This is a genomic window from Candidatus Rokuibacteriota bacterium (genome assembly GCA_016188005.1).
Taxonomy (GTDB): Bacteria; Methylomirabilota; Methylomirabilia; order Rokubacteriales; family CSP1-6; genus UBA12499.
This window is the reverse complement of the sequence record JACPIQ010000138.1, coordinates 1-14441: the sequence shown is the minus strand read 5'-3', so window position 1 is coordinate 14441 and position 14441 is coordinate 1. Positions and strand designations below refer to the sequence as shown.

The 14441-nt window shown below is 71.1% G+C and carries 12 protein-coding genes; 8 read left to right on the top strand and 4 right to left on the bottom strand.

Going from position 1 to position 14441, the window contains the following annotated elements; all coding sequences use genetic code 11:
* A partial coding sequence (locus HYV93_26180) for an AMP-binding protein (GenBank protein MBI2529464.1) occupies nucleotides 1-547 on the top strand: 547 nt, incomplete at its 5' end.
* Nucleotides 548-607: 60 nt separating this feature from the next.
* On the opposite strand, the gene HYV93_26175 is transcribed toward HYV93_26180, so the two are convergent.
* Both HYV93_26175 and HYV93_26170 read right to left on the bottom strand, forming a co-directional pair.
* A complete protein-coding gene (locus HYV93_26175; protein MBI2529463.1) occupies nucleotides 608-1300 on the bottom strand; it encodes a response regulator in 693 nt (230 codons plus the stop codon).
* On the bottom strand, nucleotides 1293-3179 hold the full coding sequence (locus tag HYV93_26170; protein ID MBI2529462.1) for a sensor histidine kinase KdpD: 1887 nt from the start codon (nucleotides 3177-3179) through the stop codon (nucleotides 1293-1295). Before HYV93_26170 ends, HYV93_26175 begins: the two co-directional genes overlap by 8 nt.
* Before the next feature lie 160 nt (nucleotides 3180-3339).
* Between HYV93_26170 and HYV93_26165 the strand changes: the two genes are divergently transcribed.
* The 5 genes from HYV93_26165 (at nucleotide 3340) to HYV93_26145 (ending at nucleotide 8984) form a co-directional block, all read left to right on the top strand.
* Nucleotides 3340-5166: an APC family permease gene (locus HYV93_26165; GenBank protein MBI2529461.1), complete on the top strand. Its 1827-nt coding sequence runs from the start codon at nucleotides 3340-3342 to the stop codon at nucleotides 5164-5166.
* A 183-nt stretch (nucleotides 5167-5349) separates the two neighbouring features.
* Complete coding sequence (locus HYV93_26160; protein ID MBI2529460.1) at nucleotides 5350-6306, top strand: LLM class F420-dependent oxidoreductase; 957 nt, start codon at nucleotides 5350-5352, stop codon at nucleotides 6304-6306.
* 111 nt (nucleotides 6307-6417) lie between these two features.
* A complete protein-coding gene (locus HYV93_26155; GenBank protein MBI2529459.1) occupies nucleotides 6418-7026 on the top strand; it encodes a zinc ribbon domain-containing protein in 609 nt (202 codons plus the stop codon).
* 104 nt (nucleotides 7027-7130) lie between these two features.
* Complete coding sequence (locus tag HYV93_26150) at nucleotides 7131-7379, top strand: hypothetical protein (GenBank protein ID MBI2529458.1); 249 nt, start codon at nucleotides 7131-7133, stop codon at nucleotides 7377-7379.
* 6 nt (nucleotides 7380-7385) lie between these two features.
* On the top strand, nucleotides 7386-8984 hold the full coding sequence (locus HYV93_26145) for a HAMP domain-containing protein (GenBank protein ID MBI2529457.1): 1599 nt from the start codon (nucleotides 7386-7388) through the stop codon (nucleotides 8982-8984).
* A gap of 101 nt (nucleotides 8985-9085) precedes the next feature.
* Here the strand turns inward: HYV93_26145 and HYV93_26140 are convergent, their stop codons facing one another.
* Entirely contained in the window at nucleotides 9086-9391 is a 306-nt protein-coding gene (locus HYV93_26140; GenBank protein MBI2529456.1) for a hypothetical protein, read from the bottom strand.
* An 11-nt stretch (nucleotides 9392-9402) separates the two neighbouring features.
* Nucleotides 9403-9993: a YdcF family protein gene (locus HYV93_26135; GenBank protein ID MBI2529455.1), complete on the bottom strand. Its 591-nt coding sequence runs from the start codon at nucleotides 9991-9993 to the stop codon at nucleotides 9403-9405.
* Between the two features lie 261 nt (nucleotides 9994-10254).
* On the opposite strand from HYV93_26135, the gene HYV93_26130 reads away from it, so the two are divergent.
* Together HYV93_26130 and HYV93_26125 are read left to right on the top strand one after the other, a co-directional pair.
* Nucleotides 10255-11424 (top strand): WD40 repeat domain-containing protein, encoded by a 1170-nt coding sequence (locus HYV93_26130; GenBank protein ID MBI2529454.1) that lies wholly within the window; start codon nucleotides 10255-10257, stop codon nucleotides 11422-11424.
* Between the two features lie 37 nt (nucleotides 11425-11461).
* On the top strand, nucleotides 11462-14441 hold a 2980-nt coding region (locus HYV93_26125; GenBank protein MBI2529453.1), incomplete at its 3' end, for a DUF2974 domain-containing protein.

Below are 14441 nucleotides of genomic sequence, written 5' to 3'. Positions count from 1 at the left end.
CGAGCTGGTGATCACGCGGCCCTGGCCGGGCATGACCCAGGGCTTCTGGAAGGACCCCGACCGCTACCTCGAGACCTACTGGTCACGCTGGAAGGACGTCTGGGTGCACGGCGACTGGGCCTACGTGGACAGGGACGGTACCTGGTTCATCCAGGGCCGCTCCGACGACACGCTCAAGATCGCCGGCAAGCGCGTGGGCCCCGCCGAGGTGGAGTCGGTGCTGGTGGGGCATCCGGCGGTGAACGAGGCCGCTGCCGTCGGTGTGCCTCACCAGGTGAAGGGCGAGACGGTAGTGTGCTTCTGCGTGCTGCGGCCGGGCTTCGAGCCCTCGGAGGCTCTCCGCGGCGAGCTCACCGAGTGCGTCGTGGGCGCTCTCGGCAAGGCGATCAAGCCCGAGCGCGTGCTCTTCGCCCGCGAGCTGCCCAAGACCCGCAGCGCCAAGATCATGCGCAGAGTGATCCGCGCGACCCACCTCGGCCAGGAGCCCGGCGACCTCTCCTCCCTCGACAATCCGGGCGGCGTCCAGGCCATCGCCGAGGCCGTGTAGCCGGCCGCGGCGCTCGCCTCCGTCACCGGTGCGCCGCGGGCAGCGCGGTGACGGCGGGGTTCAGTCGGCGGCCAGGCGGTAGCCGACGCCCGGCTCGGTGAGCAGATAGCGCGGCCGAGCCGGCTCGGTCTCGAGCTTGTGCCGGAGATGGCCCATGTAGACCCGCACGTAGTGCGCCTGATCCGTGTGCGCCGGTCCCCACACCTCGCGAAGCAGCTGCGGGTGGGTGACGACCCTCCCGGCGTGGCGAATGAGGGTCGTGAGGAGCTTGTACTCGATCGGGGTGAGGTGCACCTCCGCGCCGCCGATCGAGACCTGCCGGCGCAAGAGGTCCACCACCAGCTCGCCCACCTGGAAGGGGGACTCGTCCGCTTCGTGCGAGAGGCCGGCGGTGTGGCGCAGGGCCACCCGGATCCGAGCGAGGAGCTCGCCGGCGGCGAATGGCTTGCTCACGTAGTCGTCCGCGCCGGCGTCGAGCGCCGTCACCTTGTCGCGCTCCTGGCCGCGCGCCGACAGCACGACGATGGGAACCGGTGTCCACTCGCGCAGACGGCGGATCACGTCCACGCCGTCCATGTCCGGCAGGCCGAGATCGAGGATGACCACGTCGGGCTGACGGGAGCCCACTTCCACGAGACCGGCCGCTCCCGTCGGCGCCTCGAACAGCCGGTAGCCCTGACCCGTCAGGGTGACGCGGAGGAACCGCCGGATCTGCGGCTCGTCCTCGATGAGCACCACGGCGGGCTCAGGCATCGGCCGACACCGTGGCGGGCGGGGTCTCCGTCGGGGGAAGCGTGAAGCGGAACGCCGCGCCGCCCTGGGGAAGGCTCTCGGCCCAGATCCGGCCGCCGTGGGCCTGGATGACTCCCCGGCAGATCGCCAGTCCGAGGCCGGCGCCGGCGCGGCCGTTGCGCGCCCCGCGGTAGAATTTCTCGAACACCCGATCCTCCTGGCCCGGGGGCAGTCCCGGGCCGCAATCCGCGACCTCCACCGTGACCGTTCCCTCGATGGCCCTGGCGACGATCCGGAGGGCGCTGTCTCCCGGGGTGTACTTGACGGCGTTGTCCAGCAAGTTGACGAGAACCTGCTCGATGAGCACGTCGTCGATGGCGACGAGCGGGAGGTCGCGTGGCAGGTCAACGGTGACCCGCCGGGCGCCGAGGTTCCGGGTCAGCCTGCCGAGCGCGGCCCCCACGATCTCCTCCAGCGGGTGCCAGTCCCGGTGGAGGGCGAGCACGCCCGCCTCCAGCCGCGTCATCTCGAGGAGGTTCTGGACGAGGCGGTTGAGCCGGTCAGCCTCGTCGCGGACCGATTCCAGGAGCTCGTGCCGCGCGCGCGGGTCCAGCCGCGGGTCGCCCTCCAGCATGGTCGTGGCCGCGCCGGTGATCGCGGCGAGCGGCGTGCGCAGGTCGTGGGAGACCGAGGTCAGCAGCGCATTGCGCAGCCGCTCCGTCTCGGCCCGCACCCGGGCGTCCTGCGCCTCGTCCGCGAGACAGGCGCGCTCGAGGGCGAGCGCCGTCTGGTTCACGAAGGTCTCGATCTGTCGGTGCGGCTCGGACAGGGTCAGGAGGGCGGGGCGCCGGGGGCGGAGGCGTACCACGCCGAGCGGCTTGCGATGCCCGAGGAGCGGCACGTACAGGGCCGGAGCCTGCGGAGACAGGGTCGTGCCGCACCCTGCCGGTCGGCCGTGCTCGAAGGCCCAGCGGGTCAGCGCGGCCGCCGCCCGGGCGGAAAGGTCGCCGTCGCCCGGATCGGCCTCGAGCCGCCCGTCCGGAGCCGCCAGCAAGACGGCGACGTCCGAGTCGAAGACCTCCTCGATGTGCTGCGCCGCGATCCGGACCAGATCCGCGACGGTCCCTGCCTGGGCCATCTCGCGGCTCATGGAGTACAGCGCCGCCGTCCACTGCTCACGCTGTCTCGCCGCCTCGGTCTGCTGGCGGACCCGCGCGGTCAGTCCGCTGATGACGAGCCCGACGACCAGCATGACGGCGAAGGTCAGCACGTGCCGGCTGTCGGCCACGACCAGGGTGAGATAGGGCGGGACGAAGAAGAAGTCGAAGGCGCCCACGCTCGCCACCGCCGCGAAGACCGACGGGCCCCGGCCGTACCGGGCTGCGATGACGACGATGGCCAGGAGGTAGACCATGACGATGTCCGTCAGGTCGAACACTCGCAACATCGGCCAGGAGACCGTAGTGGCGGCGATCACGGCGGCGGCCGCCTGCAGGTACCCGGCCTGGAGCAGGCCCGGCGCATCGCGGCCGCGGCGGGCGGGTCGGGCCTCCGTCTGGCTCACAGCCCCCAGTGTAACGCCCAGCGCCTGTCCCGGGCACGCCGCACGCTGGCCTGCGGGCCGCGAACAATCGCCAGCGAGAGGCGGGAGCGGCGCCGCGATCTCGCGGGCCATGACCGCCAGCGAGGTGCCGTCGCAGCCGTTGACCTGGTCGAGAGCGGCGCGGCTCGCATGCACCCACCAGGCCATGCTCCCGAAGAGGATCAGGAGGACGCCGCATTCCACCGCGGTCCGGAGCGCGCCCGGCTCGGCCGAGAGCTCGGCCGCGCCGAGGACCGCGAGCCCGAGCGACACGAGGGCATAGAGGCCGCCCCACCGCGGCTGCGCTCTCGTCACCATGCCATCGGCCCCCTCGTACATCGCTTGTGGATGCCCAGGCCCATGGTGACAGGGGCGGGGTCAAGATGCCGTCAAGACGCAGCCCGGGTGCGGAAAAATTCCGTAAAAATCCGCGTCCCCGGGTCCAGCCGCACGGAATGCGGGTACAGTCGGGCAGGCCATGGGACTCGGACCGGTGAAGCGCTGGCTGGTGGGCTCGCCGATGCCCCTCGCCCAGGCGAAGCACGAGCGGCTCGGCAAGGCGGTGGCGCTCGCCGTCTTCGCGTCCGACCCGCTGTCGTCGGTGGCCTACGCGACGGAGGAGATCCTCATCGTCCTCGTCCTCGCGGGCACCGCGGCGCTCAGCTACTCGCTTCCGATCGGCCTCGGCATCGGCGTGCTCCTGGCCGTCGTGGTCGTCTCCTACCGCCAGACGGTGGCGGCCTACCCGCAGGGCGGCGGCGCCTACCTGGTGGCCAAGGACAACCTCGGGATCCCGCCGGCGCTCGTGGCGGCGGCGGCGCTGCTCACCGACTACGTGCTGACGGTGGCGGTATCCGTCGCGGCAGGCATTGCGGCAGTGACCTCGGCGGTCCCGGCGCTCGTCCGGCACCGCGTGATCCTCTGCGTGCTGGCGATTGCCGGAATCACCCTGGGGAACCTCCGCGGGGTCCGGGAATCGGGCCGGATGTTCGCGGCGCCGACCTACTTCTTCGTGATCAGCATCCTCGGCATGGTCGGCTACGGGCTCATCGCCGGGGCCCTCGACTGGCTTCCGGAGGCGCCCTACGAGCCCCATCCTCCGGGGCTCGAAGGGATCGGCCTCTTTCTCCTCTTGCGGGCGTATGCCGCCGGGTGCACCGCCCTGACGGGCGTCGAGGCGGTGTCCAATGGCGTGCCGGCGCTGCGGCCCCCCGAGGGCCGCAATGCCCAGATCGTCATGTCCTGGCTGGGCATCATCTCCATTGCCATGTTCCTCGGCATCACCTATCTCGCCTACGACTTCGGGATCGTCCCGGGCGGGGACGAGACGGTCGTGTCGAAGATCGCTCGCCGGGTCTTCGGCGCGGGCCTGCCGTACTATGCCGTTCAGGCCTCCACCATGCTGATCCTGCTGCTCGCCGCCAATACCTCCTATGCCGACTTCCCGCGCCTGTCATCCCTCCTCGCCCGGGACCGCTTCATGCCCCGGCAGTTCGCGACCCAGGGGGACCGGCTCGTCTTCTCCAACGGCATCCTGATCCTCAGCGGGTTCGCCGTGGTCCTCGTCCTGGCCTTTGGCGGCGACACGCATGCGCTCCTGCCGCTGTACGCTGTCGGCGTCTTCGCCTCCTTCACGCTCTCGCAGAGCGGCATGGTCCGTCACTGGCTGCGGCAGAGGGCCAGGGGCTGGCACTGGCGCATCGCCGTGAACGGCGTCGGGGCCGTCGTCACCGGCATCGTGCTCCTGACACTTGCGGTGACCAAGTTCGCCGAGGGCGCCTGGATCGTCGTCCTCATCGTCCCCCTCGTGGTGGCGGCCTTCATCGGTGTCCACCGGCATTACGAGGAGGTTGCCGCCGAGCTCTCGCTCCACGGGCTGGAAGGGCCCCCGTCCTTCCAGCACACGGTGCTGGTTCCGATCGGTGACGTCCACCGGGGCGTTGTGCGGGCGGTGCAGTACGCGCGGACGCTCGCTCCGTCGGCCGCGGTCCGGGCCGTCTACGTCGAGACCGACCCGGCCCGGACCCCGAAGATCGAGGAGAAGTGGGCCGCGTGGGGACTGGGCGTGCCCCTGGTGGTCCTGACCTCGCCGTACCGATCACTCGTGCGTCCCCTCGCCAGCTATGTCGACCAGATCCAGTCGCGGGGGGACGACCAGATGGTCACCATCGTGCTGCCCGAGTTCCTCCCGCGCCGCTGGTGGCAGCATGTCCTGCACAATCAGACCGCTCTCCTGATCAAGGGAGCCTTTCTCTTTCGGCGGAACACCGTCATCACCGACGTCACCTACCTGCTCAAGCGCTGACCCCGTGGGGGCCTGCAGCACCCCGGACGGCGTCAAGGCCATCGCCGGGGCCGTCTCGCCCGGCTGGCGGCGCGCAGGATGACCCGCGGGAATCGGCGTTGACAACGCGTGGGGCCGGACTACCATCGGGGCGCGCCCCCTCGAGGCGCGGCGGCGGGCACCCCGTACCGGCAAGGAGCGGCCATGGTCAGGCTCGGCTTTCAGGTGAACAACTGGGGGGAGCTGGCCACCGGTCCCTTCGCGCTCAAGACGGCCCAGCGCGCCGAGGCGCTCGGCTACGACTCGCTGGTGGTGACGGATCACGTGGTGATCCCCCGCCGCGTCGAGTCGCCGTACCCCTACAGCCCGACGGGGCGGCTCGCCGTGCCCCCAGAGTGGGATTACCTCGAGGCGCTCTCGCTGCTGGCCTTCCTGGCCGGCGGCACGCAGACCATCCGGCTGGGCCCCAGCGTGCTGGTGCTGCCATACCGCAACCCCGTCCTGACGGCCAAGATGCTCGCGACCATGGACGCGATCTCAGCCGGCCGGCTCTTCGTGGGCGTGGGCGTGGGCTGGATGGCCGAGGAGTTCGCCGTGCTGGACTCGCCGCCCTACGAGCACCGGGGAGCGGTCGCCGACGAGTGGATCCGGATCTTCAAGGCGCTCTGGACCGAGGAGCGCGCCTCCTTCGAGGGGCGCTTCTACCGCTTCCCCGAGGTGGGCTGCTTCCCGAAGCCCGTCCAGAAGCCGCATCCGCCTATCTGGGTGGGCGGCAACAGCCGCCCGGCGATCCGTCGCGCCGCCCGTCTCGGCGACGGCTGGCATGCCGTCCGCGTGCCGGCAGGCGAGCTGCGCGGGCTCTGCGGCTATCTCCGGGAGCAGGTGGCGGCCTGCGGGCGTGCGCCCGGCGACTGCGCGCTGACGGTGCTGTACGGGATCCGCGTGGTCGGCCCCGGGGGTGACGCCACGCGACGCCCCACCGAGGAGGATCCCGACCGGGTCTTCGTGGGCACGGCCGCCCAGGTGGCGGAGCGGATCAAGCCGGTGCTGGACCTCGGCCCCACCGACGTCATCTTCCACTGCCGCGCCGGCTCGGGCGACGAGGTGCTGGAGACCATGGAGCGGCTGGCGGGCGAGGTCTGGCCCCGCCTGACGAAGTAGCGCCCGCGCGGGCCAACCGGTTCCCGCCGCGTGCCTCGTGGCAGGACGGAGCCGGCGTCGCCCCCACCCCCGTCCTTGACACCCCTCCCACGGCCCGTTACGCTCCACTCGATGCCCTACCCATGCTTTCACTGCGACGTCGAGCTCGTCCCGGGGGCCCAGTTCTGTCACCAGTGCGGCGCGCCGACCTTCGCGGCGGGCACTTCCCGGCAGCGCGGGGCGGCTACCGTCGCGGAGCAGGAGCGCGTCCGCATCAAGAAGGACGTGAAGGAGGCGGTGCGCGTCCCGCACTCCACGCGCATGCTACAGACGGTGACGGGGCGCCGCGCGTCCAAGGTGCCGGCGCCGCCGCCGCTCTGGCAGCGCGTCGCGAGCGCCCCGATCTGGCGGAAGCCGTACCTGTGGGTCTGCGTCGTCGTCCTCGGCGTCGTGGCGGGCGGCTGGGCGCTCGTGGAGGACCTCCAGGACAAGGCCCGGCAGCAGAACGAGGTCTACCAGATCGTCACGCGACTCACGGCCGCCTGCTACGGGGATTCGCGCACCCAGATTCTCGAGCGCCTCACCAGGATCCAGTCGGCCGCCGGCGGGCAGATGACGCTGCTCGAGACCGCCACCCTCTTCGAGCTGATCACCCGCAGCGTGTCCGTGCAGTCTGGCGACTGCTCGCGCATCGCCGACAAGCTGGCCAAGCCCGACCGCTTCGAGGCCCTGCTGCGATGAGTGCCGTGAAGCGGATCGACTGGAGCTACCACCGCCCCGGCTGACAGACCTGCGCGAGGACGCAAGGGTTCCTTGCGAAGCGCGGGATCGAGGCGGCCACCCAGGTGGACGCGCGCAAGGTGCGCCTCGGGCCCGCCCAGGCGCTCGCGCTGCTGAAGGACGTGGACGAGCTCTACGCGGCGAAGGGGAAGAAGGTCGTCCACGTGGACCTCCGCAGGGAGAAGCCCCCCACCGCCGCGCTCGCAGCCCTGCTGATCGGCCCTTCTGGCAACCTCCGCGCGCCGACACTCCGGAAGGGGCGCACTCTCATCGTCGGATTCGACGAGACGGCGTACGCGGAGCTCCTCGGATAGCCGCGGGTGATCCGCTCGCGGCTCACCGCGAAGATCGCCGCCGTCATCGTCGCCGTCCTCATCATCGGCTTCGGCGCCTCGACGATCCTCACCATCCAGCAGGAGTCTGCCCTCCTCGTCGAGCAGAGCAAGGCAGGCGCGCGCCGGCTGACCGGCGCCCTCATCGCGAGCGTCGAGGCCGCCATGCTCCAGGAGCGCCCCGACGTCACCCGCGCCATGATCACCGAGCTCCGTGGCGCCTCGCCGGTGGAGGGGCTTGACATCTACCGCCGGAACGGCGTCGAGGCCTTCACGGACCTGGCGACGCTCGAGGAGGTGGAGCGCAACGCGGGGCTGCCGAAGGAGGTGTTCGAGAGCATCAAGCGCATGCGCCGCGAGCCCGGGCGGACGATGACGGGGCCGCTCTTCCAGCGGGCGCTCCAGACGCTCGCGACCCAGGAGACCGTCGAGTACCAGGACGGCGTGCCGCTCTTCACGCTGCACCGGCCGGTCATCAACCAGGCGAAGTGCCAGGGCTGTCACGGCAGCGACCACACGGTGCGAGCCGTCGTGCGTGTCGCGACCTCCATGGAGCCGGTGTTCGCCGCGGTGCGCGCCCAGCGCAACCGCCAGATCCTCGTCGCGGTGCTGACCATCGTCGCAGCCGGCGGCGTGCTGGCCATCGTCATGCGGCAGGTGGTGGTCAAGCCGATCCAGCGCGTCGCTGCGGTGGCGCGGCGGATCGGCGAGGGCGACTTCGGCGCCCGTGTGGCCGTTGCCTCCCGCGACGAGATCGGCGTGCTGGGCGGCGCACTCAACGAGATGACCGAACACCTGGCGCGCGCGCGCGACGAGCTGGCGGCGCGCAACGCGGAGCTGGCGACGACCCTCGAGAGCCTCCAGGCCTCGCGCCGCCAGGTGGAGCTGCTGGAGCAGCTCAAGGGGGAGCTGTCCAAGTTCGTGCCCGACGCGGTGAAGGCGCTGCTGGAGCGCGATCCCAACGCCACGGAGCTCGAGAAGCGGACCGAGGAGGTCTCGGTGCTCTTCCTCGACATCGCCGGCTACACGAAGCTGTCCGAGCAGCTCGACCCTCGCGCCCTCAACCAGGTGGTCCAGACGTACTTCTCCTCGTTCCTCGAGATCATCCGGGCGCACCACGGGGACGTGAACGAGACGGCCGGCGACGGGCTGATGGTGATCTTCCAGCGCGCCCCGCAGGGCGACCGCGCCGGACGCGCCTGGGACCACGCCCTCAACGCCACGCGCGCCGCCTTCGCCATCCGCCAGCGCACGCTCGAGCTGAACGAGGCGCATCGCGGCCGGCTCCAGCCCATCGAGCTGCACATGGGGCTCAACACCGGGGAGGCGCTCGTGGGCGCGACGAAGCTCGGCGGCGCGGGCGCCCAGCGCTGGACCTTCACGGCCTCGGGCCCCGTCACCAACGTCGCCGCGCGGCTCGCCGCCTCCGCGACGGGCGGCGAGATCGTGGTCGGCCCTGCCACGGCCGAGCGCATCCGCGCCCACTTCGTGCTGGAGAGCCTCGGCGAGAAGCGCTTCAAGAACGTCTCCGAGCCGATTCCCGTCTACCGGCTGATCCCGCCCGGCGTCTACGAGAAGATCGTCTGACCCGGCGCGCGCGCCCATGCGCCGGGGCGTCCGGTCTGCCGTGCCGCCAGCACCCCGCTTGACGGGCGATCCGGCAGCGACGGCGGCCAGGCGGCGCCGGGCTACCGCGAGCGCCCGCGCCAGCGCTGGACGACGAGGGCCTGAAGCAGCGACAGGACGGCGAGGGTGGCGTCGTCGACGACGTAGACCGAGATGAACCGGCCGGTGAGGGTGCGCAGGCCGAAGATCAGCACGATCCCCACGGCCAGGTTTCCCACCAGGAAGGCCACGGCGAGCCCGAGGCACTCCAGGGCCTCGGCGGTCGCCTCCTTCAGGTGGACCCGGCGCAGGCCGGCGACCCGCGTTCCCACGAGGTAGGCGCCCACGGAGGTCAGACAGACGAGGATGACGAGGGCGAGGGAGTGCATGGGACCCGGCGTCAGAGGGTGCCCGTGAGACGGTAGTAGGTCCAGCCGGCCAGCTCGATGACGATGTCGCGCAGGAGGCCCAGCCGCGCCTCGGGCTGCGACGGGCCGCTGGCCGCGGTGGGGGCCGGCAGCACGGTGAAGCCAGCCCGCTCCATCGCTCCCCGTGCCCGCGGCATGTCGATGGGATCGGCGACGAGGAGGATGCGCCGACTGCCGCGCGGGAGCAGGAGCCGGCCGAGCCGGTCCGCCTCCTCCCGCGTGGTGTGCGCCAGCCCCGCGCGGAGGATCGCGGCGGCGGGGACTCCCAGCCCCTGCGCCAGGGTCGCCCGCGCCTGGATTTCCTCCGCAGAGCCGGAGAGGACCAGCCACGGAGCGAGCGCCTGCTGGTGCAGGGCGACCCCGTGGAGCACGCGCCGGAGCGATCGGTTGGTCAGGACGCCGTCCGTGTCGGCGCCGCCGCGGCCCAAGACCACGATGGCGTCCGCCGGTTCCAGCCTGGCCACGCCGGCCATCCAGGCATTGAGCCAGCTGGCCAGGGGCGTGAAGGCCGCGGCCGCGAACAGGAGCAGGGCGACGAGGCCGAGGGGACGAACGCCGCGCATCGGTCGGTGGTGAGGTGCCGGTGCGTCACTGAGCCGGAGGAAGTCTGCCATCGGCAGTCCGCTTCGCAGAGGCTAGCACGGCGCGCGCCCCCGGTCCCAGTCATCTGTGCGCTCCAGCGCTGCCGCGATCCGCGCACTGGTCTCGCGAACTTCTCGCCCCTTCTCGTCCGTATCGAACATTGGACATTGACGCTGTCGCGCGCGCGCTCGTAGCATGCCCGCGTGATGGGCCAGACGACCACTCACGCGAGGAGCACCGAGATGACAGCGAGAGCGCAGGTCGGGTGGAGGCACGGGGCCGAGGCGGCGCTGGCCATGCTGATGGTGGCGGCGCTGCTGTGGACGGGCGGCATGCTCGACGCGGGCGCGCTGACCTCCGTCGTGGCGCGGCGGGCGGCGGCGGCCGGATCCGACGCACCGCTTCCGGGAAGCGCCCCGCCCCGTGGCCGCATCGTCCACACGCTCAAGCACCCGCACGCCGTGTTCTCGGTGGCCTGGAGCCCTGACGGGACCCAGGTGGCCACCGGGGGCATTCTCGACCTGACCGTCAGCATCTGGGATCCCGCGACCGGCCGGCTCGTTCGGACCCTCACGGATCGGCCCGGCTCCGTGCAGGCTCTGGCCTACAGCCCCGACGGGCGGTTCCTGGCGGCCGGCCGGGGTTTCGTGGCCCGCACGAAGGATCACGTGAGCGTGGACATCTGGGAAGCTAAGACGGCTGCCCTCGTCCGCTCGCTGCGCGGCCCCATGCACCCGACCACCGGTTCGATGGATGTCGCCGCCGTGGCGTTCAATCCCGACGGCGCGCAGCTCGTCGCCGCCTACCAGGGTGCCGTGCTCATCTATGACGTGAAGACGGGGGGCACCATCCGAACACTCCCCATCCCACTCTTCGTGACCGCGCGGCCGCTGGCCAGCAGCCCGGACGGACGCACCATCGCTGGGGGGGACGTCCAGGGCAACATTCGAATCTGGGATGGCCCGACGGGCAGTCTCCTCAGGACGATGGCTGCGCATTCGGGGGTTGTCAAGTCTCTGGCCTACGCCCCTGACGGGAAATCCCTGGCGTCTTCAGCGAGTGGCACCATTCGGAAGCGACTCGACGATGTGACGGCGGAAACCGAGCGAAAGAAGAAGGAAGATTCCATACGCATCTGGGAACCTCGCACCGGTACGCTGCGCCGGGAGTTGGCTGGCCACACCGCGAGTGTCGAGGCGGTGCGCTACGGTCGAGGTGGCAAGTATCTCTTCTCGGCGAGCCAGGACAGAACCATCAAGATCTGGGATGTCGCCGCCGGTAGATCCATCGAGACGCTCAAGGGGCATGGAGATCTCATCTTCTCGCTCGCGCTCAGTCCTGCCGGGCGCCACCTCGCCTCCGCTGGGGGGAGTGTCGTCACCATCTGGGAACTGGGCGCGTATCGGGACTGACGGCGCAAGGACCACCACATCTCATGGGAGACCGGGCATGGTAACCGTGGATCAGTACGCGGCGTTGAGCGCTGACGTGTACCGGGATGCTGGAGCCCCGGACGGGTGGACCCGGCTGCTGCTCGATCCACCCCGGACAGAGACCGGTTTCTACGGCGCCGCCTATCAAAACGCAGCCGGCGACATCGTGATCGCATTCCGGGGGACGCAGCCCTCGGACCGGGGCGATCATCGGGCCGTTGCAGCCATCGTGAGAGGGGAGGTTCCGGCCCAGTTTTCCGTCGCGGTGGACTTCTATGCGCAGGTCGTGGCGGCCTATGGGACCGCGGGGGCGCCGATCACGTTCACGGGGCACTCCCTGGGGGGCGTCCTGGCCCAGCTGATGGTGGGGCAGAACCCCCTCTCCTCCGCGGTGACCTTCGGCGCCCCGGGGGCGCTGTTCCTCTTTCCCAAGATCGGCGCGGACCCCGACGGCTCCTACGACATCACCAACTACGTGGCGACGACGGATCCTTTCGGGAACCTCTTTTGGCACGCGGGGACCACCGAGCGGGTGACAACCCTGCCCGCGGTGCTCCAGCTCCTCGAGTGCGGGCTCCAGCACCGGTCCTGGATGTGCGGGCCGGCCTTTCTGCTCAACTCTCACGCGGCGGCGAACTATCGCGCGCACTTCGCCAGGGCCCAGAGCGTGGCGGTCGTCGACCCCCTCGTGCTCGATCTGGATGGCGACGGGATAGAGACCCGGCCCGCGGCCGCAGGGAGCTCCTTCGACCATGATCGCAACGGCTTCGGCGAGCAGAGCGGATGGGTGGGGGCGGACGACGGCCTGCTCGTGTGGGACCGGAGTGGCGATGGCCGCATCAACGACGGAAGTGAGCTGTTCGGGGACCAGACGCAGCTGCAGGACGGCTCGCGCGCCCCGAACGGATTCGCCGCGCTGGGGGACCTGGACGCCAACGCCGACGGGAGGGTCGACGCGAGCGACGCGGCATGGACGAGCCTCAGGGTCTGGCGGGACATCGATGGAGACGGCGTGAGCCGGAGCGCCGAGCTCGTGGGGCTGGCGGACGCCGGCATCACGGCTCTCAACACGGGGTTCACGGCCACCGATGTCACCGACGCCCAGGGCAACACGCAGCTGTCTCTCGGCAGCTTCACGCGGGCAGACGGGTCCACGGGGCAGATGGGTGACTATCTCCTCCAGACCGACAGGATGCTGTCGCTGGCCGTCGAGTATCTCGACGTTCCTCCGGACGTAGCCCTCCTCCCGGACGTGCAGGGCTTCGGCAACCTCTACGACCTGCACCAGGCGATGGTCCGGGACACGAGCGGGGGGCTCAGGGCCCTCGTGGAGACCTTCGTGGCCCAGACGGACCCTGCCCAGCGCGCGGTGACCCTGGAGCAGCTTGTCTTCAAGTGGACGGGCACGGAGAGCATCGACCCCGCGAGCCGGGGCCCGTACTGGGATGCGCGCAAGCTGGCGGTGTTGGAAGGGTTCTTCGGGGACCGATTCGTGGGCCCGGGTGGGGCGACGGACCCTAACCGGTTCGGGGTGGGATCGCTGGAGGAGGCCTACGCGGGCGTACTCGAGATGGTCTACAGCCAGCTCATGGCGCAGAGCCATCTCGAGAGCCTGTACGGCCTGATCACGTTCGCGTGGGACGAGGCCACCCAGCAGGTGCAGGGCGACCTCGCGGCGGTGCAGGCGGAGCTCCAGAGTCGTCTCACCGCGGACCCCGTGGCGGGGCAGGCAGATCTGGGCGAGTTCGCGCGCACGATCCGGGGGCTCCAGGCCGAAGGCAGGCTGGGCTACTGGGCCTTCCGCGAGAGCCTGGCGGCGCAAAGTGAGGAGTATCGCTGGTTCATGGACTCGTCAGGGAAGAGCGTCCTCGAGGGGACGGCGGCAGCCGACTCCCTGGCGGGCACGACCGGGGCTGATGCCCTGCGGGGCGGCGACGCGGACGATAGCCTGACGGGCGACGGCGGCAAGGACACGCTCTACGGGGAGGCCGGGGATGACACCCTCCTCGGGGGCGCGCACGAGGATGTGCTGGTCGGCGGCGCGGGAAACGACTGGCTCTTTGGCGGCAGCGAGGGGGATCGGCTGGAGGGGGGAGCGGGGGCGGACCACCTCTACGGGGACGGGGAAGACGACAGGCTCCTGGGCGGGGTTGATGGCGACATCCTGGACGGCGGGGCTGGCAACGACGTGCTCGACGGCGGGCCGGGGAACGACTGGCTCGACGGCGGCTTTGGCGACGACACCTACCTCTTCGGCCGCGGCAGCGGGCAGGACACGGTGAACGATCACGACTGGCAGGTGGTCGACACGGACCGCGTGCTGGTGGCCGCAGATGTCCTGCCCACCGAAGTCAGCGTGAGCCGGGACGTGAACACCGGCGACCTGGTGCTGCGGATCACCGGGACGACGGACGAGGCGCGGCTCGGGGGGTGGTTCAACGAGGGGTTCGGGTCGGACTACGAGGTGCAGCGCGTGGAGTTCCTGGCGGACGGGACGATCTGGGACGTGGAGAGGCTGAAGCAGATGGTGGTGCAGGGGACGGCGGGGGACGACACGCTGATCGGCTACGGCGGGGCGGACGCGATCAGTGGGCTGGCCGGCAATGACCAGCTCTACGGCCGCGAGGGCAATGACACGCTGGCCGGGGATGCGGGGGCCGATCTGCTCCAGGGCGATGGGGGCGACGACACGCTTCAGGGCGGGGCGGATGCCGACGCCCTCGGGGGCGGCGGCGGCAACGACACCCTCGACGGCGGGCCCGGCGACGACACGCTGGACGGCGGCTTCGGCGATGACACGTATCTCTTCGGCCGGGGCAGCGGGCAGGACACCGTGAGTGATCGTGACTGGCAGTTGCCCAACCTCGACCGGGTGCTGGTGGCGCCGGACGTGCGGCCGGAGGAGGTGGAGGTGAGCCGGGACGGGGGGGATCTTCTCCTCCGAATTCAGGGCACGCCGGACGAGATGCGGCTCGGGGGGTGGTTCAATGAGGGCT

Coding starts and splice junctions, on each gene's coding strand:
- HYV93_26175 (MBI2529463.1), bottom strand. CDS start 1,300: ATGCCTGAGCCCGCCGTGGTGCTCATCGAGGACGAGCCGCAGATCCGG.
- HYV93_26170 (MBI2529462.1), bottom strand. CDS start 3,179: ATGGTGACGAGAGCGCAGCCGCGGTGGGGCGGCCTCTATGCCCTCGTG.
- HYV93_26165 (MBI2529461.1), top strand. CDS start 3,340: ATGGGACTCGGACCGGTGAAGCGCTGGCTGGTGGGCTCGCCGATGCCC.
- HYV93_26160 (MBI2529460.1), top strand. CDS start 5,350: ATGGTCAGGCTCGGCTTTCAGGTGAACAACTGGGGGGAGCTGGCCACC.
- HYV93_26155 (MBI2529459.1), top strand. CDS start 6,418: ATGCCCTACCCATGCTTTCACTGCGACGTCGAGCTCGTCCCGGGGGCC.
- HYV93_26140 (MBI2529456.1), bottom strand. CDS start 9,391: ATGCACTCCCTCGCCCTCGTCATCCTCGTCTGTCTGACCTCCGTGGGC.
- HYV93_26135 (MBI2529455.1), bottom strand. CDS start 9,993: ATGCGCGGCGTTCGTCCCCTCGGCCTCGTCGCCCTGCTCCTGTTCGCG.
- HYV93_26130 (MBI2529454.1), top strand. CDS start 10,255: ATGACAGCGAGAGCGCAGGTCGGGTGGAGGCACGGGGCCGAGGCGGCG.